This is a genomic window from Bradyrhizobium sp. USDA 336 (genome assembly GCF_044908355.1).
In the GTDB taxonomy this organism is placed as follows: domain Bacteria; phylum Pseudomonadota; class Alphaproteobacteria; order Rhizobiales; family Xanthobacteraceae; genus Bradyrhizobium; species Bradyrhizobium yuanmingense.
This window is the reverse complement of sequence record NZ_JBIYDC010000002.1, coordinates 2,201,364-2,227,120: the sequence shown is the minus strand read 5'-3', so window position 1 is coordinate 2,227,120 and position 25,757 is coordinate 2,201,364. Positions and strand designations below refer to the sequence as shown.

Below are 25,757 nucleotides of genomic sequence, written 5' to 3'. Positions count from 1 at the left end.
TTCGCTCTGCCATCGGTGTCCGGCTCATCGCCTCGTTCCCTCCGGCAGGCCCCGCGCACTTGGGCACGCGCCTTCTCAGCGCGAGCCCCGAGATCCGGGTCTCTCGTTCCGGCCATTGCCGGGATGTTCGGTGGGGCCGCGCGGCGGGCAACAAAAAACCCTCCGGAGCGGCAGGCTCGGGAGGGTCCGTGAGAAGCGGACTGTCGATCTCGCGGTCAGGCAAGATCGCTCCCATGAGCCGGGTATGCGCAATCGAACAGCTTTGGGCTATTCGGCATGCGGACAATTCTTTCGTAGCGGTGCGACATCGCTCGGTTCATGGTGTCTGTCGCAAACGGAAGTGCTTGCGAGGGCGCGGGACATACGCCCGCAACTTGCGGATGTCAAGCGAGACGCGCGCGGAAACTGAAATTGACGGACGCATGACTTGCAAAAACTATCTGGGGCTCGACGGATTTCGCTTTGGCTGGGTCGCAGCGTGGATCGATGAGCGCGGCGATCAAGGCTTCGATTATTCGCCAAGCCTGATGCGTCTGCTCGCAATCCCGCACGCCCGCGCGATGGTCGACATGCCGATCGGACTGAACACGAGCGGCTACCGCGCCTGCGATTTGCGCGCACGCGAACTGATCGGCCCAGCCGTGTTTCTCGGCGCGCGCCGCGACCTCTGGACGTTCCAGGACATGGCGGCGGCCAATCGCCATTACTGGACGCACGAAGGCGAGGGCAGGGGCGTGTCGGCGCAGCTGTGGAATATCAGGGACAAGATGAGGGAGGTCGACGAGGCCATGACGCCGGCGCGGCAGGCGACGATCGGCGAGGCGCATCCGGAATTGATCTTCTGGAATCTGGCAGGGCGCGTGCGGCTCGAACCGAAGACCTCGCCGCGCGGGCGAGAACAGCGTATCGCGCTTTTGAGAGGCCGCGGCTTCACTGAGGTCGAGAGATGGCTCACGCTTCGCCACGGCACCGGGATCGGTCGCGACGATCTCATCGACGCCTGTGCCTGCGCCGTCGCAGCGCGCGACAGCACGCAATCCGTTGGTGACGGCACGGCCGATACGCGCGGACTACGGATGGAGATCAACTTCTGAAGGCGATCAGCCCTGCCGCTCGCCTTTACCTTCCAGCTGGCAGCGACTATTGCGGCTTGGCGTCGAGCGGACGTCTTCGTCCAGTCTTGTTGCTCGCGCTTCGTACTCGTCGGCCATCGCCCGCAACCGCTGCGCGGCTTTGCTGTGCGTGAGATCGTTCGCGACGCGGCGACAGCGTTCGGCGTGGTCGAGCAGGGCGCGTTTCTCGATGTTCATCGAGCGACAACGCGCGAGGCGGCCATTGGTCCCTTTGGGAGCCGCCGGAACAGAGCGATGCCGTCGCAGCGAGATCGGGAAAAAATAGCAATATATTGTTGCCGCCTGGAACGTGGCGCCTGAGCCGACGTTCTATGCCCGAGGCTGTCGAGGGATATAAAATACCATGTACGACGTGTGCCAATTGGCGACCGCGATGCTCGCGATCGCCTTTACGGCCCTGCTGCTGATCACGGGTCAACGGTTCATCGAGTCTCGGCTGCAGTATGAAGCAATGCCCCCGTTCGTGGCGATGGCGACACTGCCGCCTTAGCACAGCCGGAAGTGACTTGCGCGGTGCGGTATCTTGCCTAGATTGAGCACGCCTCAGTCCATGCACCCAGAGTCCCGATGCCCGATCTGTCCGTCTTCCCCATCACCAGGCGCTGGCCCGCCAAGCACCCCGAACTGCTCCAGCTCTATTCGTTGCCGACGCCGAACGGCGTCAAGGTCTCGATCATGCTGGAGGAGATCGGGCTTCCTTACGAGGTCTACCCGGTTGATTTCGGCAAGGACGATCAGAAGACCGCCGAATTCCTCTCGCTCAATCCGAACGGCAAGATCCCGGCGATCCTCGATCCGAACGGGCCCGGCGGCAGGCCGCTGCCGCTGTTCGAGTCCGGGGCGATCCTGCAATATCTCGCGGAGAAGACGGGCAAGCTGCTGCCGCAGGATGCCGCGCGGCGTTATCAGACACTGCAATGGCTGCACTTCCAGATGGGCGGCGTCGGGCCGATGTTCGGCCAGGTCGGCTTCTTCCACAAATTTGCCGGCAAGGATTACGAGGACAAGCGGCCTCGCGACCGCTATGTCGCCGAAGCCAAGCGCCTGCTCGGCGTGATGGAGGCGCATCTCGCCGGCCGGCAATGGTTCATGGATGACGACTACACCATCGCCGACATCTCCATGCTCGGCTGGGTGCGCAATCTCATCGGCTTTTATGGCGCCGGCGATCTCGTCGAGTTCAGTCAGTTCAGGGCGGTCGGCGCCTGGCTCGAGCGCGGGCTTGCGCGCCCCGCGGTGCAGCGCGGGCTCAACATTCCGGCAAGGTCCTGACAAGACCCTGAGGCTAGAACAGCCTTCCGCCGTTCGGCACCGGCTTGCTCGGCTGCACCAGCACGACCTTGCCGTCGGCATCGGGGAAGCCGAGCGTCAGCACCTCGGAGACGACCGGGCCGATCTGGCGCGGCGGGAAATTGACGACGGCCGCGACCTGTTGGCCCACGAGGGTTTCGAGCGGGTGGTTTTCGGTGATCTGGGCCGAGCTCTTGCGCACGCCGATGGCGGGGCCGAAATCGATCCACAGCCGCCAGGCCGGCTTGCGCGCTTCCGGAAACGGTTTGGCGTCGACGATGGTGCCGACACGGACGTCGACCGCGAGGAAAGTGTCGAAGTCGATGGTCGGTGCGGCCGCCGCTGCGGGATCGTGGGTGACGTGCATGGGATGTCCGTTCGGTGGGGTGACGCGTCTCGCGACATTGTCGCGCGACGCGGAGTTTCGTACAACGCCACGCACATCACCGCTACGCCATGCGCGAGGACCGTCTTGCCCACCATCATCTACGGCATCAAGAACTGCGACACCATGAAGAAGGCCCGCGCCTGGCTCGATGGCCATGGCGTGGCTTACGCGTTTCACGACTACAAGGCGGCGGGTGTCGAGAAGGACAGGCTGAAGCAGTGGAGCGACAAGGTCGGTTGGGAGACCCTGCTCAATCGCGCCGGGACGACCTTCAAGAAGCTGCCCGACTCCGACAAGGAAGGCCTCACCGAGAAGAAGGCGCTGGCCTTGATGCTAGCGCAACCATCGATGATCAAGCGGCCGGTGCTCGAAATCGGCGGCAAGCTGTTGGTCGGCTTCAAGCCGGATATCTATGCCAAGGAGGTCGGCGGCAAGGCGCGCTGACGGCTAGTTCAGCTCAATGATCTCGTTGGAGATGGCGGGGCCCGGCTGGTCCGAGAACTCGACCGGATCGGCGGGTGCGATGCGGCCGGGGGCGCGATGAAACAGCTCGCGATCGATCACGGCCCGCAGCTTCGGGCGCGGCAGCGCGTCATTTCCGCGCATCAGATTCTTGATCTCGAAGCCGCCGTCCTCGCAGAAGGTCTTTACTGACGCGATGACGTGGCTGACCCTGCCGTCGGTCAGGAACGGCAGCAGCAGCCGCTCATACGCGACGATGCGGCCATAGGTGTCGTCGACGTCGGCAACGCTGTAGACCGGAAGGCCGCGCGCGACGCATTCATGATAGATCGGCACCACGTGCGGCGCGAGCCGCGGTCCGACGTAATCATCGAGCGAAACGCCTTTTCCGGTATGCCCATAGGCGCGCGAGATGCGGGTGCCCTCGCTCTGGATGACGAGGCGCGGCGTCGGCGTCGAAAGCTCCACCGTATAGTAGATGAGCTCCAACAGCTCCTCCTCGAGCCGCGCGGGCTGATACTCCCAGATCGACGGAGCGATCTTCTGGAGCGCATAAAGTCGCAGCCACGTGTTGAGGAGATCACGCTGGCGGATCGACTTGACGACGGAGGGAGCCGCGCTTGCAAAATCCAAGACAATATTCTCCGCGCGTGAAAACCCCGGGATGATCAGGCCTGCGGGAAAATTTTCGATGAAGGCTGGCGCGGGAGACGAAAGACCGTTAACGACAGCTTGATGGCCGGTGCCTTGCGAACCGGGTGGCCGGGCAGGCACACATCGAAACGTCTCCGACTAAGGGAGCATTTGGCCCCCGGCCGGAGGCCTGACCTGCTCAGCTTTCCGCCTTGCCTAACCCCCGTCACCTCCGGCATATTCCGCGCCCGGAGGCGGCGCCCCGGTGGGCTGCAAGTCCTCCGGACAGCCGAAGTAACAAGGACAGCGCCGCGCGCGGGCAGGGGGAAAACTGTTTGGCCGATGAGTTCATTCTCGAAACGGAAGGCTTGACCAAGGAGTTCGCGGGCTTCTTCGCCGTCCGCGACGTTGCGCTCAAGGTTCGCCGTGGGAGCATTCATGCGTTGATCGGCCCGAACGGGGCCGGCAAGACGACCTGCTTCAATCTCCTGACCAAGTTCCTCAAGCCGTCGGCCGGGAAAATCCTGTACAAGGGGCAGGACATCACCGCGATGGCGCCGGCGGATGTGGCCCGCATGGGGCTGGTCCGTTCGTTCCAGATTTCGGCGGTGTTTCCCCATCTCACCGCGCTCGAGAACGTCCGTGTCGCGCTGCAGCGCCAGCATGGCTCCTCGTTCGATTTCTGGCGCTCCAAGACCGTGCTCAACCGCTTCAACGATCGCGCCCGCGAGCTGCTCAACGATGTCGGCCTCAGCGAGTTTGCAAACACGCCGGCGGTCGAGATGCCCTATGGACGCAAGCGCGCGCTCGAGATCGCAACCACGCTGGCGCTCGACCCCGAGATGATGCTGCTCGACGAGCCGATGGCCGGCATGGGCCACGAAGACATCGACAAGATCGCGGCGCTGATCAAGCGTATCTCCGCGAAATACACCATCCTGATGGTCGAGCATAACTTGAGCGTCGTGGCCAACCTCTCTGACATCATCACCGTGCTGACGCGCGGGCAGGTGCTCGCGCAGGGCCATTACTCCGAGCTCACCAAGGACGAGCGCGTCAAGGAAGCTTACCTGGGAGCCGGTCATGCCTGACACTGCGATCGCCGAGGCTCCGGCCAGGGCTGCGACGGGCGGGAACATCCTGCAAGTCCGCAACCTGGAAGCCTGGTACGGCGAGTCTCACATCCTGCACGGGATCAACTTCGACGTGAACGCGGGCGAGGTCGTCACCCTGCTCGGGCGCAACGGCGCCGGCAAGACGACGACGCTGAAGTCGATCATGGGCATCATCGGCAAGCGCACCGGCTCGGTGAAGTTCAACAACCAGGAGATCATCCGCGCGACCTCCGACAAGATCGCGCGCATGGGCGTCGCCTTCTGTCCGGAAGAGCGGGGCATATTCTCCAGCCTCGACGTGCGCGAGAATTTGATGCTGCCGCCGGTGGTCCGCGAAGGCGGTTTGCCGCTCGACCAGATCTTCGAGCTGTTCCCGAACCTGAAGGAGCGGCTGAACAGCCAGGGCACCAAGCTGTCGGGCGGCGAGCAGCAGATGCTGGCGATCGCGCGCATCCTGCGCACCGGTGCGAGCTTCCTGATGCTGGACGAGCCGACCGAGGGTCTTGCGCCCGTCATCATCCAGCAGATCGGCCATACCATTGCGCGGCTCAAGAAGGAGGGCTTCACCATCCTCCTGGTCGAGCAGAACTTCCGCTTCGCCTCCACCGTCGCCGACCGCTACTACGTGGTCGAGCACGGCAAGATCATTGACGGGTTTTCCAATTCGGAGCTTGCCGCCAACATGGACAAGCTCCACACCTATCTCGGCGTGTAGCCGAGCAGGCCGGACGATCGAGAGTAACTATCAAAGGAATATTGGGAGGTCGGATTATGAAGCACAGCATTTCGGCAATGTTGCTCGGGACGGCCCTGGCGCTCGGCGTGGCGGGCGGCGCGGTCGCGCAGGACAAGAACATCAAGATCGGCGTGCTGACCGACAATTCAGGACTTTATGCCGATCTCGGTGGCGCCGGCTCGACCGTCGCCGCACAGATGGCGATCGAGGATTCCGGGCTCGCTGCCAAGGGCTGGAAACTCGACCTGATCTCCGCCGACCATCAGAACAAGCCCGACATCGGCTCCACGATTGCTCGGCAATGGATCGACGTCGAGAAGGTCGACATCTTCATGGATGTCCTGAACTCCGGCGTTGCGCTGGCGGTGAACAATATCGTCAAAGAGAAGAATTCCATCCTGATCAACACAGGTGCGGCGACGTCGGATCTCACCAACGCGCAATGCTCGCCGAATACGGTCCACTGGGTCTATGATACCTATATGCTGGCCAACAGTACCGGGCAGGCGCTGGTGAAGGCGGGTGGCGACACTTGGTATTTTCTCACCGCGGACTACGCCTTTGGCCATGCCCTCGAGCGCGACACCGCCGCGGTCGTGGTGAAGTCGGGCGGCAAGGTGATCGGCAACGTCAAGCATCCCCTGAATACCGCTGACTTCTCGTCGTTCCTGCTTCAGGCGCAGGCCTCCAAAGCCAAGATCATCGGCATGGCGAATGCCGGCGGCGACACCACCAACACCATCAAGCAGGCGTCCGAGTTCGGCATCGTCTCGGGCGGCCAGAAGCTTGCGGGCCTGCTGCTCTTCATCACCGACGTGCACTCGCTCGGTCTGAAGGTGGCGCAGGGCTTGAACTTCACCGAGACCTTCTATTGGGACATGAACGACGGCACGCGCGCCTTCTCCAAACGCTTTTCCGAGCGCATGAAGAACAAGGCGATGCCTTCGATGGTGCAGGCCGGCGTCTATTCGGGCCTGCTCCACTATTTCAAGGCGCTGGAGGCGATGGGCGGCAATCCGCATGACGGGGCCAAGGTGGTCGCCAAGATGAAGGAGATGCCGACCGACGATGCGTTGTTCGGCAAGGGAACGATCCGTGCGGACGGTCGCAAGCTGCATCCGGCCTATCTGTTCGAGGTCAAGAAGCCCGAGGAATCCAAGGGCCCCTGGGACTATTACAAGCTGATCGGCACGACCCCCGGCGACCTGGCCTTCCGGCCGCTGTCGGAAAGCGCCTGTCCGCTGGTGAAGAAGTAACGGTGAACGATGCGGGCCGGCGCGCAGCGGTGCCGGCCTGTTGTTGAGGAATAGAAGGGACCGGGTGCGGGATCGATGCAGGCTCTCTACGCTCAGCTACTGGTGGGACTGATCAACGGCTCGTTCTACGCGCTGCTCAGTCTCGGGCTTGCCGTCATCTTCGGCATGCTCAACATCATCAATTTCGCCCATGGCGCGCTCTACATGATGGGCGCTTTCGTCGCCTATTTCCTGCTGAACCTCGGCGGCATCAACTATTGGTGGGCGCTGCTGCTGGCGCCGATCATCGTCGGCATCTTCGGCATGATCCTGGAGCGGACCATGCTGCAATGGCTGACCGGGCTCGATCATCTCTACGGCCTGCTCCTGACCTTCGGCATCGCGCTGATCGTGCAGGGCGTGTTCCAGAACTATTTCGGCTCCTCGGGCCTGCCTTACGCCATTCCCGACCAGCTCAGGGGCGGCATGAATCTCGGCTTCATGTTCCTGCCGATCTACCGCGGCTGGGTCGTCGTGTTCTCGCTGGCGGTGTGCCTTGCGACCTGGTTTTTGATCGAGAAGACGCAGCTCGGCGCCTACCTGCGCGCCGCCACCGAAAATCCGACGCTGGTGCGTGCCTTCGGTATCAACGTGCCGCGCATGATCACGCTCACTTACGGTCTCGGCGTCGGCCTTGCCGCGCTCGCCGGCGTGCTCTCGGCGCCGATCAACCAGGTGCGGCCGCTGATGGGCGCCGACCTCATCATCGTCGTGTTCGCGGTGGTGGTGATCGGCGGCATGGGCTCGATCATGGGCTCCATCATCACCGGCTTCGCGCTCGGCGTGATCGAGGGCCTGACCAAGTATTTCTACCCCGAGGCGTCCAACACCGTCGTGTTCGTGCTGATGGTGCTGGTGCTGTTGGTGAAGCCGACGGGATTGACGGGAAGGGCGGCCTGAGATGACAACCCTGACGGACGACACGCTTCCTGTGACCCCGCGTGCGATGCGCGACGAGATGATTGTATTCGCTGTGATGGCGCTGCTGCTCGCAGCGGTGCCGTTCACGGGCGTCTACCCCTTCTTCGTAATGCAGGCGCTGTGCTTTGCGCTGCTCGCCTGCGCCTTCAATCTGCTGGTCGGCTATGGCGGCTTGCTGTCGTTTGGCCACGCGATGTTCTTGGGCACGGCCGGCTATTGCAGCGCGCATGCGCTGAAGGTCTGGGCACTGCCGCCCGAGCTCGGCATTCTCGTCGGCGTCGCCGCGGCGTTCGTGCTGTCGATCGTCACCGGCTACATCTCGATCCGTCGCCAGGGCATCTATTTCTCGATGATCACGCTGGCCCTGTCGCAGCTCCTGTACTTCATCTATCTCCAGGCCCCGTTCACCCATGGTGAGGACGGCATCCAGGGCATCCCGCAGGGACGCATGTTCGGCCTGCTCGATCTGTCCAAGCCGACGGTGCTGTATTATGTCGTGCTGGTCGGCTTCCTCGCCGGCTTCCTCCTGATCTTCCGCATCATCAACTCGCCGTTCGGCGAGGTGCTGAAGTCGATCCGCGAGAACGAGCAGCGCGCGATCTCGCTCGGCTACCGTACCGACCAATACAAGTTCCTGGCCTTCGTGCTGTCGGGGACGCTCGCCGGCTTTGCCGGTGCGCTGAAGGTGTTCGTGGCCCAGAACGCTTCGCTCACCGACGTGCACTGGACGATGTCGGGCGAGGTCGTGCTGATGACGCTGGTCGGCGGGCTTGGCACCGTTTTCGGTCCCGTGGTCGGCGCCTTCGTGATCATCGCCATGCAGCAATATCTGGCGGGCTTCGGCCAGTGGGTGACGGTGATCCAGGGCGTGATCTTCGTGGTCTGCGTGCTCACCTTCCGCCGCGGCGTCGTCGGCGAAATCGCGCATTACCTCCGGCGTTCGCTCTAAGTAACTGATATTGCATCAATTTCATTGATGCACGAAAGCGGTGGATGATCCGGCTCCGCGGGCGTGAGACGACACGCGCGCGGATCGAAAATGGTCTATGACAGTTTTATGACAGCCCTCGCGGGCCTGACCATTTTCCAACCGGTAGCCTATCCCCCATGATGCGATGGTTTCGTGCGTTCCTGCCCAGGGAAGAGCGGTTTTTCGACCTGTTCGATCGGCATGCCCAGACCGTGATTCAGGGCGCAGTCGCGTTGCAGGGCATGCTCAAGGGGGGCGAGGAGACGCCGGTCTATTGCCAGCGCGTCAACCAGTTCGAGAACGACGCCGACAACATCACCCGCGAGGTGCTGACGGCGGTGCGCCGCACCTTCATCACTCCGTTCGACCGCGGCGACATCAAGAACCTGATCACGTCGCTGGACGATGCCATCGACCAGATGCAGCAGACGGCCAAGGCCGTGATGCTGTTCGAGGTGCGCAGCTTCGAGCCGCCGATGCGCGAGATCGGCGGACTCTTGATCGAATGCGCCAATCTGGTCGGCCGTGCGCTGCCGCTGATGCAGGAGATCGGCAAGAACGTCGCCATGCTGACCGCGATCACCGAGGAGCTCGGCAATCTCGAGGGCCGGGTCGACGATCTCCACGACATCGGCCTGAAGGAGCTGTTCCTCAAGCACCGCGACGGCAATGCGATGGATTTCATCGTCGGGGCCGAGATCTACGACCATCTCGAGAAGGTGGCCGACCGCTTCGATGACGTTGCGAACGAGATCAACAGCATCGTCATCGAGCAGGTGTAGGGCCTCGCCGTGGATGCCGCGTTGGGTCTTCCCGTCCTGGTCGGCTTGATCGCCGTCGCGCTGCTGTTCGATTTCCTGAACGGCCTGCACGACGCCGCAAATTCGATCGCGACCATCGTCTCGACCCGCGTGCTGCGGCCGCAGTTCGCGGTGTTCTGGGCCGCGTTCTTCAATTTCATCGCCTTCCTGGTGTTCGGGCTGCACGTCGCCCAGACCATCGGCACCGGCATCATCGATCCCGCGGTCGTCGACGCCCAGGTGATCTTCGCAGCCCTCGTCGGCGCCATCGTCTGGAACCTCGTGACCTGGGCGCTCGGCATTCCATCGTCGTCGTCGCACGCGCTGATCGGCGGGCTCGTGGGCGGCGGCTTGGCCAAGGCCGGTATTTCGGCCGCGGTATGGAGCGGCCTGTCCAAGACCGCGCTGGCGATCGTGCTGTCGCCGCTGGTTGGCTTCCTGCTCGCAATGGCGCTGGTTGCGATCGTGTCCTGGGCCTCGGTACGCTCGACGCCGTTCGCGGTCGACCGCGCCTTCCGCATCCTGCAATTCGTCTCCGCGTCGCTCTATTCGCTCGGCCATGGCGGCAACGACGCGCAGAAGACCATGGGCATCATCGCCGTGCTGCTCTATTCGCAGGGCTATCTCGGCAGCGACTTCTCGGTGCCGTTCTGGGTGGTGCTGTCCTGCCAGGCGGCGATGGCGTTGGGCACGCTGATGGGCGGCTGGCGCATCGTCCGCACCATGGGCCTGCGCATCACGAAATTGACCCCCATGCAAGGCTTTTGCGCCGAGACGGGAGGCGCGGTGACCCTGTTCATGGCGACCTATCTCGGGGTTCCCGTCTCGACCACCCACACCATCACCGGCGCTATCGTCGGCGTCGGTGCCGCCCGCCGCGTCTCGGCCGTGCGCTGGAACGTCGCAAGCTCCATCGTCTATGCCTGGGTGATCACGATCCCGGCCTCGGCCATTGTGGCCGCCCTGACCTGGTGGGTGGTCCAGCTCGTCAGGTGACGAGCTTCAGTCCGATGATGCCGGCGACGATCAGGCCGATGCTGGCGAGGCGGAAGGCCGTCGCCGGCTCGCCGAACAGAACCATGCCGAGCGTCGCCGTACCGACCGCGCCGATGCCGGTCCAGACCGCATAGGCGGTTCCGACCGGCAGTGATTTGAGCGCGAGCCCGAGCAGGATGACACTGCCGGCCATGGCGACCAGCGTGACCACGGACGGGACAAGCTTGCTAAAGCCCTCGGTGTATTTCAGGCCAATGGCCCAGGTGATCTCGAGGAGACCGGCGACGAACAGGATGCTCCAGGCCATGGCGACCCTCCATTCAAGGCAGGGTCGTCCCCGCGGCTGGTGTGCTGATGGGCAGGGAGGTCGTCCTCCCAAAAGGGGAATATGGGGCTGGCCGGAAACCTTCGCAATCACCAAATGAGGCTTGATCAGGCCCGTTTTCCCTGCCACACGCTCCCGCCATGTCCGACATCGCCGCCACCACAGCCGAATCGCCGGCCCGTTCCCCGCTTGCCGCCGAGGTGGCGAGGCGGCGGACCTTTGCGATCATCTCCCACCCCGACGCCGGCAAGACCACGCTGACCGAAAAGCTGCTGCTGTTCGGCGGCGCCATCAACCTCGCCGGCCAGGTCAAGGCCAAGGGCGAGCGCCGCAACACCCGATCTGACTGGATGAAGATCGAGCGCGAGCGCGGCATCTCGGTGGTGACCTCGGTGATGACCTTCGAGTTCGAAGGCCTCGTCTTCAATCTCCTGGACACGCCGGGCCACGAGGACTTTTCGGAAGACACCTATCGCACGCTGACGGCGGTCGATTCCGCCGTGATGGTGATCGACGCGGCCAAGGGCATCGAGGCGCGCACCCGAAAGCTGTTCGAGGTGTGCCGTCTGCGCGACATCCCGATCATCACCTTCATCAACAAGATGGACCGCGAGAGCCGCGACGTGTTCGAGCTGCTCGACGAAATCGAGAAGACGCTGGCGCTCGACACCACGCCGATGACCTGGCCGGTCGGCCGCGGCCGCGACTTCCTCGGCACCTATGACGTCGTCAATGGCGGCGTGCGCCTGCTCGAAGGCGGCGGCGCCAAGACCGGCGCGGCGCTCGAGATCGAGATCGAAGAGCTCGCCAAGCTCAACGCCAATCTCGACGTCTCCGCCGTGAAGGACGAGCTCGAGCTCGTCACCGAGGCGTCGAAGCCGTTCGAGCTCGACGCGTTCCGCGAAGGCCACCTGACGCCGGTCTATTTCGGCAGCGCGCTGCGTAATTTCGGCGTCGGAGACCTCCTGGAGGGCCTCGGCAAGTTCGCGCCCGAGCCGCGCGCGCAGGACAGCGACCAGCGCAAGGTCGAGGCCACCGATCCCAGGATGAGCGCCTTCGTGTTCAAGATCCAGGCCAACATGGATCCCAACCACCGCGACCGCATCGCGTTTGCGCGCCTGTGCTCGGGCAAGCTCAGCCGCGGCATGAAGGCGAAGCTCGTGCGCACCGGCAAGAGCATGCCGCTGTCGAGCCCGCAATTCTTCTTCGCGCAGGACCGCTCGGTCGCGGACGAAGCCTTCGCCGGCGACGTCGTCGGCATTCCCAACCACGGCACGCTGCGCATCGGCGATACGCTGACGGAGGGCGAGGATTTCAACTTCGTCGGCGTGCCGAGCTTCGCGCCGGAAATCGTCCGCCGTGTCCGTCTCACCGACGCGATGAAGGCGAAGAAGCTGAAGGAAGCGCTGCAGCAGATGTCGGAAGAGGGCGTGGTGCAGGTGTTCCGCCCCCGCGACGGCGCCCCGGCGCTGGTCGGCGTGGTCGGCGCGCTGCAGCTCGATGTGCTCAAGGCCCGGCTCGAGGCGGAATATTCGCTGCCGGTCGAGTTCGAGGTCAGCGAGTTCCAGCTGGCGCGCTGGGTCTCCTCGGAGGACCGCAAAAAACTCGACAGCTTCATCGCCGCCAATAGTTCGAGCATTGCCGATGATGTCGATGGCGATCCCGTCTATCTCGCCCGGAACGAGTTCTACCTCGGCTACACCAAGGAGCGCGCCGAGGGCATCGAGTTCAGCAACGTCAAGGATGTCAAGAAGAAGGGGTAATCTTTCCCAGACCTTTTCCGTGAAGCAGGACAGCGAGGTCGACGGTCATGAGGCGGCGCGAATTCATCATGCTCGCTGCAGGCGCGGCGGCCTATCCGCTGAGCACATCCGCGCAGGGGAATGTGCGGCGGATCGGTGTATTGGCGGGAGGCAGGGCGAGCGATCCGGAGAGCCAGGCCGGCTACCAGAAACTGAGACAGCGTCTGGGCGAGCTCGGTTGGGAACAGGAGCGCAACATCCATATCGAGTATCGCTGGTGGGCCGGCGATCCGAATGTCGCCGATGCCCAGGCGGCGGAGCTCGTGAAGTGGGGGCCGGATGTGCTTCTGGCAATCGGCACTCCGTCCGTGGAAGCCCTGAGGCGACGCGCGCCGACCTTGCCGATTATCTTCACCGTCGTTGCCGATCCGGTGGGTGCCGGTTTCGTTCAAAGCCTGGGCAAGCCGGGCGGAAATATTACGGGCTTCACGACTTTCGAGCCTGAAATGGCCGGCAAGTGGCTGCAATTGCTCAAGCAGGCGGCCCCGGCGATACGACGGGTTGCCGCAGTCTTCAATCCGCGCACGGCGCCCATGATCTTGATGCCGTCCGTGGAAGCGGCCATTCCGGCAGTCCAGCTCCAGCTCGTTCCGGCGCCGGCGCACAACGCCGCCGAGCTCGAACAGGCGATCTCCCGCTTTGCAGAGCAGCCAGACGGCGGGCTGCTGATCTTTCCCGACGCATTTCCACTCGTTCATCGGCAACTGATTCTGAACTTGGCGGCCGCGCATCGTCTGCCGGCGATGTATCCGTTCCCGTCCTTCGTCACGGACGGCGGGCTGATGTCTTACGGAGTCTCGATTACGCAGCTCGTCGGTCGCTCGGCGGATTATGTCGACCGCGTCTTGAGAGGAACCCGTCCCGCAGACTTGCCAGTCCAACAACCGAATGAATTCCAGTTCCTGCTCAATCTCAAGACAGCCAATGCGTTGGGGCTGAATTTACCGCCCACGCTGGTGGCGCAAGCGGATCAAATTGTCGAGTGAAGCGAACCATCGCGGCCAGCCTTGAAGCTTTTATAGCCGTCGCCACCTGTTGCAAATGCCATTGCGGTCCCGGTACATGTGGCGCTGCATTCTTGTTCTTGCCTTGCTGGCGATGACCTCGATCGCCGTCGACGCGCAGCGACGCCAGATCAATCCGATTCCGTTCGCGCACGAACTTTGCAGCGTGCTCGACGGCGAGCCCTGCACGCCATCCTATTGCAGTCCGCTCGAGCCCGGCCCCTGCATTCCCGAGATCGACTACCCTTACGGGCAGAACCTCCAGCTCACGATCGAGAGCGTGCCCGCTGAAGCCGACCGCGCCAAATACCGGAAGCCCGATCACGATCTCGACACGATCGGCGACCTCTTCGCCGCGCTGCGCAGCTGCTGGTCGCCGCCATCGGACCATGCGCGCGCGGGCATGCAGATGTCGGTGCGTTTCAGCTTCAACAAGAACGGCAGCCTGATCGGTCCGCCGCGCCTCACATACGCGACTACGGGTGTGCCGGCGGACACCCGGACGACCTATCTGAACGCCATCAATGCATCGCTGAAGGCCTGTCTGCCGTTGAAGTTTACCAGCGGTCTCGGCGGGGCGTTGGCCGGGCGACCCATCGCAATCCGTTATGTCGACAATCGGGAGCCCGGCAAATAGCGCGCGAGTTGCGACCATCGGCCAATCGATGATACCTCAGTGATGGGGGCTGCTTTGTGGGGAGGATGTCGTGGGTCTGCTGGTCATGATCCTGGGGCTGGTGCTGTTTTTTGCGTCCCATATCTTCACAACCAAACGAGAGGCGCGCGCGCAGGCGATCGCGAGACTGGGCGAGGGGACCTACAAGATCATCTATTCGCTGGTCTCGCTGGCGGGGCTGGCGCTGATCATCTGGGGCTATGCCCATTACCGCAGCTCCGGCTGGATCGACGTCTGGTATCCGCCGAAGGCGATGAAGCACATCGCGCTGGCCTTGATGCTGCCTGCAGTCATCCTCGTGGTGGCGTCCTACATGCGTGGCCGCATCTATGCGACGTTGAAGCATCCGATGTTGGCCGGCATCAAGCTGTGGGCGGCGGCGCATCTGCTTGCCAATGGCGATCTCGGCTCCATCATCCTGTTCGGCTCGTTCCTTGCCTGGGCGGTCTATGACCGCATCTCGCTGAAAGCTCGCACCGACGCCGGTGCCCCGCCGATTCCGGTCGGCGGCCCGACCAACGATCTGATCGCCGTCGCGGTCGCCGTCCGGTCGGCGTGGTCGCCTATCTGGCCCTGGCCTTCGCGTTCCATCCGGTGGTGATCGGCGTGCCCGTGATCGGGGTCTAGCCGGTCAGCACAAGACGAAACCCGCATGTCCATGCGGGGAAGATAACAAGAGCAACAAGCCGAGGGCATCCCCATGGACTGGTCGCGAGCTCAGATCCCGCCGATGCGGCTCGAGGCGCGGTTTGGCGATCGGGTTGTGCCGGCATTTCTTGATCGGCCTTCGAGCCTCTGGGCGATGATCGCGGAGGCATGCGGCCGCAATGCCGATGGCGAAGCGTTGATTTGCGGCAATGTCCGCCTGAGCTGGCGGCAAACAATGGAGCAAGCCGCGCGGATCGCTGCCGGATTTCGCAAGCTGGGATTGCAGCGCGGCGATCGCGTTGCCATCCTGCTCGGCAATCGCATCGAATTTCCGCTGCTGCTGTTTGCCGCCGCGCATGAAGGGCTCGTCACCGTGCTGCTCAGCACGCGCCAGCAGAAGCCGGAGATCGCCTATGTGCTCGCGGATTGCGGTGCCAAGATCCTGATCCACGAAGCCGCGCTCGCCGAGCGGCTGCCCGATGCGCATGATGTGCCCGACGTGATCCACCGCATCGCAGTCGCCGATGATCCGGCTCTGTCGCGTTTCGCAGTGCTCGCCGACAACCCGCCGGCATCGGCGCCGATCGAGGTGAGCGAAGAGGACACCGCGATGATCCTCTACACCTCCGGCACCACGGGCAAGCCGAAGGGCGCGATGCTGGCCCATTGCAACATCGTCCATTCCTCGATGGTGTTCGTGTCCTGCCTGCAATTGACGCAAACCGATCGCTCGATCGCAGCGGTGCCGCTCGGCCATGTCACGGGCGTCGTCGCCAACATCACCACCATGATCCGCTGCGGCGGCGCGCTGATCATCATGCCGGAGTTCAAGGCCGCCGATTACCTTAAGCTCGCCGCGCGCGAGCGCGTCACCTACACGGTGATGGTGCCGGCGATGTACAATCTCTGCCTGCTCCAGCCCGATTTCGACGGCTATGATCTCTCGAGCTGGCGCATCGGCGGCTTCGGCGGCGCGCCGATGCCGGTCGCCACCATCGAGAAGCTCAAGGCGAAGATTCCCGGCCTGAAGCTGATGAACTGCTACGGCGCGACCGAAACGACCTCGCCCTCGACCATCATGCCGGGCGAGCTGACGGAGCGCCATATCGACAGCGTCGGCCTGCCGTGCCCCGGCGCGCGCATCGCCGTGATGGGCCCGGACGGGCGCGAGCTGCCTCCCTGGGAGATCGGCGAGCTCTGGATCCAGAGCGCCTCCGTGATCAAGGGCTACTGGAATAATCCGAAGGCCACCGCCGAAAGCTTCACGGGTGGGTTCTGGCACTCCGGCGACCTCGGCTCGATTGATGCGGAAGGATTCGTTCGCGTGTTCGACCGGCAGAAGGACATGATCAATCGCGGCGGCCTGAAGATCTATTCGGCCGAGGTCGAATCCGTGCTGGCCGGCCATCCCGCCGTGGTCGAGAGCGCGATCATCGCCAGGGCCTGCCCGGTGCTGGGCGAGCGCGTCCACGCCGTGGTGGTGACGCGACAGCCGGTGACCGATACGGACCTGCGCGCCTGGTGCGCCGAGCGCCTGTCCGACTACAAGGTTCCCGAAACCATGGCGATCACGGCAGACCCGTTGCCGCGCAACGCCAACGGCAAGGTGCTGAAGCGCCAGCTGCGGGAGCTGCTGGGAGCTTGAGCCGGGCAGGGGCATCCGGGATGTCCCGGGTGGTTAACGCCTTGATCGGGCTCGCTTTGCCTTGCCACCGCCATATCGTTAGGCTACCTCGCCGCCACACGGGGACGGGATTCCTGACGCGAACGCTTTGGCGCGCGCACCCGGACGGGCATGGGATTGGCATAAGTGTCTGAATTATTTGACGAAGTAAACGAGGAAGTACGTCGCGAACAGTTCAAGAAGCTGTGGGACAAGTATTCGATCTACTTCATCGCGTTGATGGTGCTGATCGTCGCCGGCGCAGGTGGCTGGCAGGGTTATAGGTACCTGGAGGCCCAGAAGGCCGCCGAGGCGGGCGCCGCTTTCGAGAAGGCCGCCGAGCTGTCCGAGCAGGGCAAGCATGAGGACGCCGAGAAGGCCTTCACCGAGCTCGCCGCCAAGGCGCCGTCCGGCTATCGCACCCTGGCGCGGCTGCGTGCTGCGGCCGAGGCCGCGAGCCGCGATCCCAAGGCGGCCGCGAAGATGTATGACGACATCGCCGCCGACCGCAGCATTGGCGGCGAGTGGCAGGATCTGGCCAAGATCCGCGCCGCGGGGCTCCTGCTCGACAGCGCCGGCTATGCCGACATCCAGCAGCGGCTGGAAGCTTCCGCCGCGCCGAAATCGACCTTCCGCCACACCGCCCGCGAGATGCTGGCGCTGTCGGCCTGGCGTAACAACGACATGACTGCAGCCCGCAAATGGCTCGAGGCGATTGACGGAGACGGCGAAACACCGCCCGGCCTGCGTTCTCGCGCCGAGGCGCTTCAGGCTTTGTTGCCACCCGTCGCCAAAAGCTGACGACGGTTCTCTGACGTAACGAGACACCAAGATGCGCCGCACGCCACGCTTGATCGCAGCCGCCGTCCTGATCGCCTTCACCGGCGTCCTGGGCGGCTGCTCCAGCTTCGATCCGAGCGATCTGCTCGACTTCCTCGACACCAAGAAGAAGCTGCCGGGCGACCGCAAGCCGGTCTTCCCCGAGGGCGTGCCGGGGCTCGAGCAGGGCGTGCCGAGGGACCTGTACAAAGGCGCACAGCAGCAGCAGCCCGATCCCAACGCACCTGCCGTCGCGGCATTGCCTGCCGAGCCCGAGCCGGCCAAGCCGGCGAAGGGGGCCAAGGCAAAGCAGACCAGGCAGCCCGCCACGGCCGCCGCGCCGGCCGAAGCACCCGCCGGTGAGGTCGATGGCGAGGCGCAGCCGGAGGCAGCGCCCGCGACGTCCGCTCCGCCGCCCAAGCACAAGATCGTCCGCAGGCGCACCACCGCGCCGCCGCCGGATCAGCCGGCCCAGCAGGCGCAGCCAACCCAGCAGGCGCAGCCGACCAAGCCCCCCCAGCAGCAATCGCAGAGCGCCTTCCCGGCACCGCTGCCGAGCGGCAGCTTCTCCCGCTAGAGCATGATCCGGAAGCGTGTGAAGCGGTTTCCGAAAAGATCATGCTCAAACAATATTTCCCGTTGCATTGACAGGCGCAGCCCCGGCAGCGCACGAATGACCGATGTCCTTCACGATCGCCATCATCGGCCGGCCCAATGTCGGCAAGTCGACGCTGTTCAACCGCCTGGTTGGGCAGAAGCTCGCGCTGGTCGATGATCTGCCGGGCGTCACCCGCGACCGCCGCGAAGGCGAGGCCAGGCTCGGCGATCTCCACTTCACCATCATCGATACCGCCGGCCTCGACGAGGGCGCCAAGGGCTCGCTGACCGCGCGCATGCAGGAGCAGACCGAGACCGCGATCGCGCAGGCCGATGCGCTGTTCTTCGTCATCGACGCCCGCATCGGCCTCACGCCGACCGACCGCGCCTTCGCCGATTTCGCCCGCAAGGCCGACAAGCCGGTACTGCTCATCGCCAACAAGAGCGAGGGCAAGCACGGCGATGCCGGCGCGATGGAGGCGTTTGCGCTCGGCCTCGGCGATCCCATCCAGATCTCGGCCGAGCATGGCGAGGGCATGGGCGAGCTTTACGACTCGCTCGCGAGGCTAATGCCCGAACCCGTCGAGGAAGACGACGATGAGGACGACGCGCCGATCTCGGAGGAAGAGGCCGCGACGCGCCCGATCCGGGTCGCGATCGTCGGCCGGCCCAATGCCGGCAAGTCGACGCTGATCAACCATCTGCTCGGCGAGGAGCGCCTGCTGACGAGCCCGGAGGCCGGCACCACGCGCGATGCCATCGCGGTCGAGATCAACTGGAAGGGCCGCGATTTCCGTGTGTTCGACACCGCGGGCCTCCGCCGGCGCTCGCGCATCGAGGAGAAGCTGGAAAAGCTCTCGGTTGCGGACGCACTGCGCGCGGTGCGCTTTGCCGAAGTGGTCGTGCTGATGATGGATTCGCAGAACCGCTTCGAGGAGCAGGACCTGCGCATTGCCGACCTGATCGAGCGCGAGGGACGGGCGGTCGTGCTCGCCGTCAACAAATGGGATCTGATGGAGACCAAGGGCGGCGGCGCGATCTCGGGCCTGCGCCGCGATGCCGATCATTGGCTGCCGCAGCTCAAGGGTGTGCCCATCGTCGCTGTCTCGGGCCTGATGGGCGAGGGCATCGATCGCCTGATGCAGGCGATCCAGGACGCCTATGCGATCTGGAACAGGCGCGTGCCGACGGCAGCGCTCAATCGCTGGTTCGAGCAGGCGATTCAGGCCAACCCGCCGCCGGCGGTCTCCGGCCGCAGGCTGAAGCTGAACTACATCACCCAGACCAAGGCGCGCCCGCCGAGCTTCGTGCTGTTCTGCTCGCGCGCGGACGCCGTGCCGCAATCCTACTTGCGCTATCTCACCAATTCCATGCGCGAGACCTTCGAGCTGCCGGGCACGCCCGTGCGCATCACGCTGCGCGAGAAGGCCAATCCGTTCGCGCACAAGCGCAAGCGGCCGTCGTGAGCGACGGCGCCGGCGGGGCGGTGGTGCAGCACGCAGCGCCGGCCCCGCGCGGCGCGGTCGCCTTCATCTTCGTCACCATCCTGCTCGACATGGTCGCGCTCGGCGTGATCATGCCGGTCCTGCCGAAGCTGATCGAGAGCTTCGTCGACAACGACACCGCTCATGCCGCGCGCATCTTCGGCCTGTTCGGCACCGCCTGGGCCTTGATGCAGTTCGTGTTCTCGCCGGTGCTTGGCGCGCTGTCCGACCGTTTCGGACGGCGGCCAGTGGTGCTGCTGTCGAATTTCGGGCTCGCGGCCGATTACGTCTTGATGGCGCTGGCGCCGTCGCTTGCGTGGCTGTTCATCGGCCGCGTGATCTCCGGCATCACCTCGGCGAGCATCTCGACCGCCTTCGCCTATATCGCCGACATCACGCCGCCGGAACGGCGTGCGGCGGTCTTCGGCCGGATCGGTGCGGCCTTCGGCGCCGGCTTCATCTTGGGGCCGGCGCTCGGCGGCCTGCTCGGCGATATCGATCCGCGCCTGCCGTTCTGGGCCGCGGCGGCCCTGAGCTTCGCCAACGCGCTCTATGGCCTGTTCGTGCTGCCGGAGTCGCTTGCGCCCGACAAGCGCGCGGCGCTGCGCTGGCGCAGCGCCAATCCGCTCGGCGCGCTGCATCTGCTGCGCTCCAACGCGGTGCTGGCCGCGTTGTCGATCGTCAATTTCATCGCGCAGGTCGCGCACGTCGTGCTCCCCTCGACCTTTGTGCTCTACGCGACCTATCGCTACGGCTGGGATGCCAAGACGGTGGGCCTGACGCTCGCCATGGTCGGCATCTGCGCCATGGTGGTGCAGGGCTTTGCGATCGGCCCCATCGTGCGCGCGCTTGGCGAGCGCAACGCGCTCCTGCTCGGCCTCTGCTGTGGCGCGGTCGGCTTCGTGGTCCTCGGCGCCGCGCCGACCGGACCGCTATCCTGGCTCGGGATTCCCATTCTGGCTCTGTGGGGCATCTCCGGTGCCGCCTCGCAGGCGCTGATGACGCGGCTCGTCGCGCCGGATCAGCAGGGCCAGCTGCAGGGCGCGACCGCGAGCGTGCAGAGCGTGTCGCAGCTCGTCGGCCCGTTCCTGTTCACGCTGACATTTTCCTATTTCATCGGCGCCAGCGCGCCGCTGCATCTGCCCGGCGCACCGTTCCTGCTCGCCGCGGTGCTGATGGTGGTGTGCGTGGCGATCGCGGTGCGGTCGCTGGGTGCGACCAGGACAGTCTCGTAGGGTGGGTTAGCCTCGCGGTTCGCGCGAAGCGCAAACCGCGAGGCGTAACCCACCTCTTTCATTTCCGCGGAGGCGGAAGAGGTGGGTTACGCCAGCGGACTGCGCTTTGCGCAGCCGCATGCTAACCCACCCTACGATCCTACTTCTTCACCAGCGGGCAGTCGCTGTCCTTGAGCGGCTTGGCCGCATCTTCCGGCGCGATGGTGGCGACCAGCTTGTAATAATCCCACGGTCCCTTCGACTCCTCGGGCTTCTTCACCTCGAACAGATAGGCGGGGATGAGGCGGCGTCCGTCCTGGCGCAGCGGGCCCTTGCCGAACAGCGGATCGTCGGTCGGCAGCTCCTTCATCTTGGCGACGACCTTGGCGCCGTCACGCGGATTGCTGCCGAGCGCTTCCATCGCCTTCAGGTAATGCAGGATCTCGGCATAGAGGCCCGCAACCGTCATCGAGGGCATCGAGCCCTTGGGCGAGACCTTCTGGAAACGCTTCGACCATTCGCGGGTCTGGTCGTTGAGGTCCCAGTAGAACGACTCGGTGAAGGTCAGGCCCTGCGCGGTCTTCAGGCCGAGCGAGTGCACGTCGTTGATGAACAGCAGCAGCGCGGCGAGCTTCTGGCCGCCCTGGACGATGCCGAACTCGGCGGCCTGCTTGATCGCGTTGGTGGTGTCGCCGCCCGCATTGGCAAGGCCGATGATCTTGGCCTTGGAGGACTGCGCCTGCAGCAGGAACGAGGAGAAGTCCGCCGTGTTGAGCGGGTGCTTGACGCCGCCGAGCACCTTGCCGCCGGTCGCGGTGACGACCGCGCCGGTGTCACGCTCCAGCGCATGGCCGAAGGCATAATCCGCGGTGAGGAAGAACCAGCTGTCGCCGCCCGCCTTGGTCAGCGCCTTGCCGGTGCCGTTGGCGAGCATGTAGGTGTCGTAGGTGAAGGACACGGTGTTGGGCGTGCAGGCCTTGCCGGTGAGGTCGGCGGTCGCGGCGCCCGAATTGAGCAGCACCGCGTTCTTTTCCTTGACGAGGTTGCTGACCGCGAGCGCGACGCCGGAGCTCGGCGTGTCGGCGATGGCGTCGACCTTGTCGGAATCGATCCATTGCCGGGCGATGTTGACGCCGATATCGGGCTTGTTCTGGTGATCGCCGGAGAGCACCTCGATGGTCCAGCCCTTGGCCTTCAGGCCGGAATCCTCGACCGCCATCTTCACGGCCGCCACCGAGTTCGGGCCGCCGATGTCGGCATAGAGGCTCGACATGTCGTTGAGCACGCCGATCTTGATGGTCTTGTCTTGCGCGAATGCGGATGTGGCAAAGCCGAAAGCGGCACAGGCCAGAAGAGCCGCGGCGCGGCGTGCGGGCATCGTCATAAAGGCTTCCTCCATTGTCAAATATGCGGACGGCTCTCTTCGGGAGCCTTGTTCCAATTGACGCTCTACCGTGTCCCATGGCCGACGGCAATGCACCTAAAGCCGGATGACGCTGCGTCGTAGCGTCATCCATCGGTTAACTTTTGGGCAAAATGCGTTGAGACGCTATTTTCAGTGTGTTCGATGTCGGCTTGAATTTCTAAATGCGCTTTCCGGTATCGAGCTCGGCGGTACGGTCATTACCGCCGGCATGACGTCCAAGGCGTCGGAGGGCAATCAGGCCGGCGCGCGGAAGCTCATCAGGGCGCGGGTCTTGTAATCGTAGAATTTGCCGGTCTCGGTCCAGTCGGGCGTGCACAGCGGCACGATGAATTCTGCGACCTGCTCGGGCGTGTCGAGCGTCGCCGGATCCTCGCCGGGCATCAGGGTGGCGCGCATGCGGGTGCGCACCGGGCCCGGATTGAACAGATTGACGCGCAGCTTGGTGTTCGCGGTTTCCTGCGCCCAGGCACGCGCCAGCGTCTCCAGTGCGGCCTTGGACGCGGCGTAGGGGCTGACGTAAGCGGTGGCCTTGTTGGCGGCACCCGAGGTGATGAACACGGCGCGGCCGGCATCGGATTGCCTGAGCAGCGGTTCCATGCAGCGGATCAGCTGGAAGTTCGCGGAGACGTTCACCGCCATCACCTCGTTGAAGGTCTTCAGCTCAATATGGCCGATCGGCGAGGAGGGGCCGAGCACGCCGGCATTGCCGACCAGGATGTCGAGCTTGCCGTAGCGCTCGTACAGGCCGGCGCCGAGACGCGCGATGCCGTCGGAATCGGTGAGGTTGAGCGGCACCAGGGTGGCGCTGCCGCCGTCTTTGCGGATCTCGTCGTCGAGCTCTTCCAGCCCTCCTTGCGTACGCGCCGTCGCCACGATATGCGCGCCGGCCTTGGCCAGCGCGATTGCGGTGGCATAGCCGATGCCGCGCGAGGCGCCGGTGACGAGAGCGATACGGTTGGCGAGAGGTTTGGTCATCGTCGAATACTTCCGTCATGCCCGGGCTCGTCCCAAGCATCCACGTTCTTTGCGGCGGGTATTACAGACGAAGATGGCCGGGACAAGCCCGGCCATGACGAAAAGAAGTCTCGGATGAGCCCCCGGGGACGATCCTTGGTCAGCTCGCCTCGGCCAGCAGCGACAATTGCCGCGGCTGCGGCTCGGTCTGGGTCTGGTCGGTGAGGTGGGTCGGATAGACGCCGGTGAAGCAGTGATCCGCAAACTTCGGATTGGCGGGGTCTCGGCCTGGCTCGCCCATGGCGCGGTACATGCCGTCGATCGACAGGAAGGCGAGCGAGTCGGCGCCGATGAGCTCGCGCATCTCCTCCAGCGAATGCGTCGCCGCCAGCAGGCCGCCACGGTCGGGCAGGTCGATGCCGTAATAATCGGGATAGAGGATCGGGGGCGAAGCGAGGCGGAAGTGCACTTCCTTGGCACCGGCATCGCGCATCATGCGCACGATCTTCTTGGAGGTGGTGCCTCGCACCAGGGAGTCGTCGATCAGGATGATGCGCTTGCCTTCGATCGCGGCGCGGTTGGCCGAGTGCTTCATGCGCACGCCGGATTCGCGGATCGCCTGCGTCGGCTGGATGAAGGTGCGGCCGACATAATGGTTACGGATGATGCCGAGCTCGAACGGCACTCCGGAATACTGGCTGTAGCCGACCGCGGCGGGCACGCCGGAATCCGGCACCGGCACCACGACGTCGACCGGCACGTGGCTCTCGCGCGCTAGCTGCGCGCCGAAATTCTTGCGCACCTCGTAGACCGAGCGGCCGTGCACGATGGAATCCGGCCGCGAGAAGTAGATGTATTCGAAGATGCAGGGGCGCGGCGCCATCGGCGGGAACGGCTTGTGGATGTCCTGGCCGTTCTCGTCGAACACGATGACTTCGCCGGGCTCGATGTCGCGCACGAAGCGGGCGCCGATGATGTCAAGCGCGCAGGTCTCGGAAGTCAGGATCGGACAGCCGTCGAGCTCGCCGAGCACCAGCGGGCGGATGCCGCGCGGATCGCGCGCGCCGACCAGCTTCTTGTTGGTCAGCGAAACCAGCGCATAGGCGCCCTCGATCTCGCGCAGCGCGTCGATGTAGCGCTCGATGAAGCGGACGCGCTTGGAGCGAGCCACCAGGTGCAGGATCACCTCGGTGTCGGAGGTCGATTGCATCATGGCGCCGTTCTTGACGAGCTCGCGGCGCAACGTCAGGCCGTTGGAGAGGTTGCCGTTGTGAGCGACCGCGAGACCGCCGGCATTGAGCTCGGCGAACAGCGGCTGCACGTTGCGCAGGATGGTGGCGCCGGTCGTGGCGTAGCGGACATGGCCAACCGCCACACTGCCGGGCAGGCGGTCGATCACCTCGCGGCGGGAGAAGGTGTCGCCGACGAGGCCGAGGCGGCGTTCGGAGTGGAAGCGGCTGCCGTCGTAGGAGACGATGCCGGCGGCCTCCTGGCCGCGGTGCTGGAGCGCGTGAAGACCGAGCGCAGTGATGGCGGCCGCATCAGGGTGGCCGTAGATGCCGAAGACGCCGCATTCCTCGCGAAGCGTATCGCCTTCCAGATCGTCCTGAAGCTCAAGCGCCGCCGGGCCTGGACCGGCGTTTGGATCGAGATCAAGCAGGGCGTCCTGGTCAGGGTGTCGCATCTCGTTCTCGCCTCTCTTTTGGGGCTCTATCAACGCGCCGCAGGTTTCTCGATCAGCTTTTTCATGCCGTCACGAGCCGACTTACTGTACCCGTCGCCACTGCCCGAAGGCTGCTGCTCGGATTCAGCTTGATCATCATCTGGTTTGTTTTTCTTGAATCTCTTCAAGATGGTGTTCTCGGGGTCGTCAGGCAAGAGGGCCATCAGCCAATCGCCGGTTCCCTGCAGCACCACGCGGGACTTGGCCCCGCTGACCCAATCCGGACGCTGCTTGTCCGGCACCAGCCAGGTGAAGAACAGGAACGCGACCACGACTATCAAAAGCCCGCGAGCCAGCCCAAACAGGAAGCCGAGGGTCCGATCCAGCGCGCCGATCCGCGAATCCAGGATCATGTCGGAAATCCGGACCGTGATGACGGAGACCACGACCAGGGTGCCGATGAACACGCCGGCCACCACGACGACGCTCGCGACCGTGTCGTTGTTGAAATAGGTCTTGGCGGTCGGCAGCAGCTTCGAGAACGAATACAGCGTCACGATCGCCGCGGCGCCCCAGGCCGCGATCGACAGGATTTCGCGCATGAAGCCGCGAACCATCGCGAGCAGGCCCGAGATCAGCATCACACCGAGCAGGATCAGGTCGAGGATGGTTACTGGCATCGGCTGGTCTGGTCCGCTCGTACTTCAAAGGTGCTCTAGCGAATCGGTGCTTGGCCGCTGCCC

Annotated in this window: 27 protein-coding genes and 1 pseudogene; 20 read left to right on the top strand and 8 right to left on the bottom strand. The window is 64.5% G+C overall.

All coding sequences use genetic code 11. The features are described 5' to 3' along the window. Positions 1 to 422: 422 nt before the first annotated feature. Positions 423 to 1,094, top strand: coding sequence for a DUF429 domain-containing protein (locus tag ABIA45_RS11495; RefSeq protein ID WP_271547099.1), 672 nt, complete (start codon positions 423 to 425; stop codon positions 1,092 to 1,094). 6 nt (positions 1,095 to 1,100) lie between these two features. Here ABIA45_RS11495 and ABIA45_RS11490 read toward each other — a convergent pair whose 3' ends face one another. Further along, complete coding sequence (locus ABIA45_RS11490) at positions 1,101 to 1,310, bottom strand: hypothetical protein (protein ID WP_271547098.1); 210 nt, start codon at positions 1,308 to 1,310, stop codon at positions 1,101 to 1,103. Positions 1,311 to 1,476: 166 nt separating this feature from the next. Between ABIA45_RS11490 and ABIA45_RS11485 the strand changes: the two genes are divergently transcribed. Together ABIA45_RS11485 and ABIA45_RS11480 are read left to right on the top strand one after the other, a co-directional pair. Then, entirely contained in the window at positions 1,477 to 1,623 is a 147-nt protein-coding gene (locus ABIA45_RS11485) for a hypothetical protein (protein WP_275515944.1), read from the top strand. Positions 1,624 to 1,700: 77 nt separating this feature from the next. Continuing rightward, entirely contained in the window at positions 1,701 to 2,405 is a 705-nt protein-coding gene (locus ABIA45_RS11480; protein ID WP_404652069.1) for a glutathione S-transferase family protein, read from the top strand. A gap of 13 nt (positions 2,406 to 2,418) precedes the next feature. Here ABIA45_RS11480 and ABIA45_RS11475 read toward each other — a convergent pair whose 3' ends face one another. After that, the gene (locus ABIA45_RS11475) at positions 2,419 to 2,790 is read right to left on the bottom strand and encodes a tRNA-binding protein (protein WP_157284543.1); all 372 of its coding nucleotides are present in this window, start codon (positions 2,788 to 2,790) and stop codon (positions 2,419 to 2,421) included. A gap of 105 nt (positions 2,791 to 2,895) precedes the next feature. Here ABIA45_RS11475 and ABIA45_RS11470 point away from each other — a divergent pair, with 105 nt between their 5' ends. After that, the gene (locus ABIA45_RS11470; protein ID WP_036000881.1) at positions 2,896 to 3,255 is read left to right on the top strand and encodes an ArsC family reductase; all 360 of its coding nucleotides are present in this window, start codon (positions 2,896 to 2,898) and stop codon (positions 3,253 to 3,255) included. Between the two features lie 3 nt (positions 3,256 to 3,258). On the opposite strand, the gene ABIA45_RS11465 is transcribed toward ABIA45_RS11470, so the two are convergent. Continuing rightward, complete coding sequence (locus tag ABIA45_RS11465; protein WP_271547095.1) at positions 3,259 to 3,906, bottom strand: hypothetical protein; 648 nt, start codon at positions 3,904 to 3,906, stop codon at positions 3,259 to 3,261. 335 nt (positions 3,907 to 4,241) lie between these two features. Between ABIA45_RS11465 and ABIA45_RS11460 the strand changes: the two genes are divergently transcribed. The 7 genes from ABIA45_RS11460 (at position 4,242) to ABIA45_RS11430 (ending at position 10,739) form a co-directional block, all read left to right on the top strand. Beyond that, positions 4,242 to 4,997, top strand: a complete 756-nt coding sequence (locus ABIA45_RS11460; protein WP_197958268.1) for an ABC transporter ATP-binding protein — start codon at positions 4,242 to 4,244, stop codon at positions 4,995 to 4,997. Next, positions 4,990 to 5,736: an ABC transporter ATP-binding protein gene (locus ABIA45_RS11455; RefSeq protein ID WP_036022650.1), complete on the top strand. Its 747-nt coding sequence runs from the start codon at positions 4,990 to 4,992 to the stop codon at positions 5,734 to 5,736. Before ABIA45_RS11460 ends, ABIA45_RS11455 begins: the two co-directional genes overlap by 8 nt. A 56-nt stretch (positions 5,737 to 5,792) precedes the next feature. Then, positions 5,793 to 7,013 carry an ABC transporter substrate-binding protein gene (locus tag ABIA45_RS11450; protein WP_404652068.1) on the top strand — a complete coding sequence of 407 codons (1,221 nt, stop codon included), beginning with the start codon at positions 5,793 to 5,795 and terminating at the stop codon, positions 7,011 to 7,013. A gap of 75 nt (positions 7,014 to 7,088) precedes the next feature. Beyond that, positions 7,089 to 7,952 carry a branched-chain amino acid ABC transporter permease gene (locus tag ABIA45_RS11445; RefSeq protein ID WP_036000843.1) on the top strand — a complete coding sequence of 288 codons (864 nt, stop codon included), beginning with the start codon at positions 7,089 to 7,091 and terminating at the stop codon, positions 7,950 to 7,952. A gap of 1 nt (position 7,953) precedes the next feature. Beyond that, positions 7,954 to 8,922, top strand: coding sequence for a branched-chain amino acid ABC transporter permease (locus ABIA45_RS11440; RefSeq protein ID WP_157284548.1), 969 nt, complete (start codon positions 7,954 to 7,956; stop codon positions 8,920 to 8,922). 158 nt (positions 8,923 to 9,080) lie between these two features. Then, positions 9,081 to 9,725 carry a DUF47 domain-containing protein gene (locus ABIA45_RS11435; RefSeq protein ID WP_157284549.1) on the top strand — a complete coding sequence of 215 codons (645 nt, stop codon included), beginning with the start codon at positions 9,081 to 9,083 and terminating at the stop codon, positions 9,723 to 9,725. A gap of 9 nt (positions 9,726 to 9,734) precedes the next feature. After that, positions 9,735 to 10,739: an inorganic phosphate transporter gene (locus ABIA45_RS11430; RefSeq protein WP_271547091.1), complete on the top strand. Its 1,005-nt coding sequence runs from the start codon at positions 9,735 to 9,737 to the stop codon at positions 10,737 to 10,739. Here the strand turns inward: ABIA45_RS11430 and sugE are convergent. After that, complete coding sequence (sugE, locus tag ABIA45_RS11425; RefSeq protein ID WP_157284551.1) at positions 10,732 to 11,046, bottom strand: quaternary ammonium compound efflux SMR transporter SugE; 315 nt, start codon at positions 11,044 to 11,046, stop codon at positions 10,732 to 10,734. The genes ABIA45_RS11430 and sugE overlap by 8 nt on opposite strands. 158 nt (positions 11,047 to 11,204) lie before the next feature. On the opposite strand from sugE, the gene ABIA45_RS11420 reads away from it, so the two are divergent. The 9 genes and pseudogenes from ABIA45_RS11420 (at position 11,205) to ABIA45_RS11380 (ending at position 20,992) form a co-directional block, all read left to right on the top strand. Continuing rightward, complete coding sequence (locus ABIA45_RS11420) at positions 11,205 to 12,827, top strand: peptide chain release factor 3 (RefSeq protein ID WP_404652067.1); 1,623 nt, start codon at positions 11,205 to 11,207, stop codon at positions 12,825 to 12,827. A 47-nt stretch (positions 12,828 to 12,874) separates the two neighbouring features. Further along, entirely contained in the window at positions 12,875 to 13,852 is a 978-nt protein-coding gene (locus tag ABIA45_RS11415) for an ABC transporter substrate-binding protein (protein WP_157284552.1), read from the top strand. A gap of 76 nt (positions 13,853 to 13,928) precedes the next feature. Further along, positions 13,929 to 14,507 (top strand): hypothetical protein, encoded by a 579-nt coding sequence (locus tag ABIA45_RS11410; RefSeq protein WP_404652066.1) that lies wholly within the window; start codon positions 13,929 to 13,931, stop codon positions 14,505 to 14,507. A gap of 70 nt (positions 14,508 to 14,577) precedes the next feature. Then, a pseudogene (locus ABIA45_RS11405) lies at positions 14,578 to 15,173 on the top strand (NnrU family protein). 73 nt (positions 15,174 to 15,246) lie between these two features. After that, on the top strand, positions 15,247 to 16,839 hold the full coding sequence (locus tag ABIA45_RS11400) for a class I adenylate-forming enzyme family protein (RefSeq protein WP_271547081.1): 1,593 nt from the start codon (positions 15,247 to 15,249) through the stop codon (positions 16,837 to 16,839). Between the two features lie 165 nt (positions 16,840 to 17,004). After that, positions 17,005 to 17,658, top strand: coding sequence for a tetratricopeptide repeat protein (locus tag ABIA45_RS11395; RefSeq protein ID WP_404652065.1), 654 nt, complete (start codon positions 17,005 to 17,007; stop codon positions 17,656 to 17,658). Positions 17,659 to 17,689: 31 nt separating this feature from the next. Continuing rightward, positions 17,690 to 18,253, top strand: coding sequence for a hypothetical protein (locus ABIA45_RS11390; protein WP_271547077.1), 564 nt, complete (start codon positions 17,690 to 17,692; stop codon positions 18,251 to 18,253). 103 nt (positions 18,254 to 18,356) lie between these two features. Next, positions 18,357 to 19,739 carry a ribosome biogenesis GTPase Der gene (gene der / locus ABIA45_RS11385; RefSeq protein WP_271547075.1) on the top strand — a complete coding sequence of 461 codons (1,383 nt, stop codon included), beginning with the start codon at positions 18,357 to 18,359 and terminating at the stop codon, positions 19,737 to 19,739. Beyond that, on the top strand, positions 19,736 to 20,992 hold the full coding sequence (locus ABIA45_RS11380; RefSeq protein WP_271547073.1) for a TCR/Tet family MFS transporter: 1,257 nt from the start codon (positions 19,736 to 19,738) through the stop codon (positions 20,990 to 20,992). Before der ends, ABIA45_RS11380 begins: the two co-directional genes overlap by 4 nt. Before the next feature lie 139 nt (positions 20,993 to 21,131). Here ABIA45_RS11380 and ABIA45_RS11375 read toward each other — a convergent pair whose 3' ends face one another. The 4 genes from ABIA45_RS11375 to ABIA45_RS11360 form a co-directional block, all read right to left on the bottom strand. Further along, positions 21,132 to 22,355, bottom strand: a complete 1,224-nt coding sequence (locus tag ABIA45_RS11375; protein ID WP_157284558.1) for an ABC transporter substrate-binding protein — start codon at positions 22,353 to 22,355, stop codon at positions 21,132 to 21,134. A 276-nt stretch (positions 22,356 to 22,631) separates the two neighbouring features. Further along, the gene (locus ABIA45_RS11370; protein ID WP_271547071.1) at positions 22,632 to 23,372 is read right to left on the bottom strand and encodes an SDR family NAD(P)-dependent oxidoreductase; all 741 of its coding nucleotides are present in this window, start codon (positions 23,370 to 23,372) and stop codon (positions 22,632 to 22,634) included. Positions 23,373 to 23,511: 139 nt separating this feature from the next. Next, entirely contained in the window at positions 23,512 to 25,035 is a 1,524-nt protein-coding gene (gene purF / locus ABIA45_RS11365; RefSeq protein ID WP_157284560.1) for an amidophosphoribosyltransferase, read from the bottom strand. A gap of 29 nt (positions 25,036 to 25,064) precedes the next feature. Next, on the bottom strand, positions 25,065 to 25,694 hold the full coding sequence (locus ABIA45_RS11360) for a CvpA family protein (protein WP_036000794.1): 630 nt from the start codon (positions 25,692 to 25,694) through the stop codon (positions 25,065 to 25,067). Between the last annotated feature and the right edge of the window lie 63 nt (positions 25,695 to 25,757).

What these genes read in the sequence shown, in the direction of transcription:
- ABIA45_RS11440 (WP_157284548.1), top strand. Translation starts at nt 7,954, where the DNA reads ATGACAACCCTGACGGACGACACGCTTCCTGTGACCCCGCGTGCGATG.
- ABIA45_RS11495 (WP_271547099.1), top strand. Translation starts at nt 423, where the DNA reads ATGACTTGCAAAAACTATCTGGGGCTCGACGGATTTCGCTTTGGCTGG.
- der (WP_271547075.1), top strand. Translation starts at nt 18,357, where the DNA reads ATGTCCTTCACGATCGCCATCATCGGCCGGCCCAATGTCGGCAAGTCG.
- purF (WP_157284560.1), bottom strand. Translation starts at nt 25,035, where the DNA reads ATGCGACACCCTGACCAGGACGCCCTGCTTGATCTCGATCCAAACGCC.
- ABIA45_RS11400 (WP_271547081.1), top strand. Translation starts at nt 15,247, where the DNA reads ATGGACTGGTCGCGAGCTCAGATCCCGCCGATGCGGCTCGAGGCGCGG.
- ABIA45_RS11360 (WP_036000794.1), bottom strand. Translation starts at nt 25,694, where the DNA reads ATGCCAGTAACCATCCTCGACCTGATCCTGCTCGGTGTGATGCTGATC.
- ABIA45_RS11490 (WP_271547098.1), bottom strand. Translation starts at nt 1,310, where the DNA reads ATGAACATCGAGAAACGCGCCCTGCTCGACCACGCCGAACGCTGTCGC.
- ABIA45_RS11370 (WP_271547071.1), bottom strand. Translation starts at nt 23,372, where the DNA reads ATGACCAAACCTCTCGCCAACCGTATCGCTCTCGTCACCGGCGCCTCG.
- ABIA45_RS11420 (WP_404652067.1), top strand. Translation starts at nt 11,205, where the DNA reads ATGTCCGACATCGCCGCCACCACAGCCGAATCGCCGGCCCGTTCCCCG.
- ABIA45_RS11390 (WP_271547077.1), top strand. Translation starts at nt 17,690, where the DNA reads ATGCGCCGCACGCCACGCTTGATCGCAGCCGCCGTCCTGATCGCCTTC.
- sugE (WP_157284551.1), bottom strand. Translation starts at nt 11,046, where the DNA reads ATGGCCTGGAGCATCCTGTTCGTCGCCGGTCTCCTCGAGATCACCTGG.
- ABIA45_RS11445 (WP_036000843.1), top strand. Translation starts at nt 7,089, where the DNA reads ATGCAGGCTCTCTACGCTCAGCTACTGGTGGGACTGATCAACGGCTCG.
- ABIA45_RS11480 (WP_404652069.1), top strand. Translation starts at nt 1,701, where the DNA reads ATGCCCGATCTGTCCGTCTTCCCCATCACCAGGCGCTGGCCCGCCAAG.
- ABIA45_RS11455 (WP_036022650.1), top strand. Translation starts at nt 4,990, where the DNA reads ATGCCTGACACTGCGATCGCCGAGGCTCCGGCCAGGGCTGCGACGGGC.
- ABIA45_RS11435 (WP_157284549.1), top strand. Translation starts at nt 9,081, where the DNA reads ATGATGCGATGGTTTCGTGCGTTCCTGCCCAGGGAAGAGCGGTTTTTC.
- ABIA45_RS11415 (WP_157284552.1), top strand. Translation starts at nt 12,875, where the DNA reads ATGAGGCGGCGCGAATTCATCATGCTCGCTGCAGGCGCGGCGGCCTAT.
- ABIA45_RS11410 (WP_404652066.1), top strand. Translation starts at nt 13,929, where the DNA reads ATGTGGCGCTGCATTCTTGTTCTTGCCTTGCTGGCGATGACCTCGATC.
- ABIA45_RS11375 (WP_157284558.1), bottom strand. Translation starts at nt 22,355, where the DNA reads ATGACGATGCCCGCACGCCGCGCCGCGGCTCTTCTGGCCTGTGCCGCT.
- ABIA45_RS11485 (WP_275515944.1), top strand. Translation starts at nt 1,477, where the DNA reads ATGTACGACGTGTGCCAATTGGCGACCGCGATGCTCGCGATCGCCTTT.
- ABIA45_RS11450 (WP_404652068.1), top strand. Translation starts at nt 5,793, where the DNA reads ATGAAGCACAGCATTTCGGCAATGTTGCTCGGGACGGCCCTGGCGCTC.
- ABIA45_RS11475 (WP_157284543.1), bottom strand. Translation starts at nt 2,790, where the DNA reads ATGCACGTCACCCACGATCCCGCAGCGGCGGCCGCACCGACCATCGAC.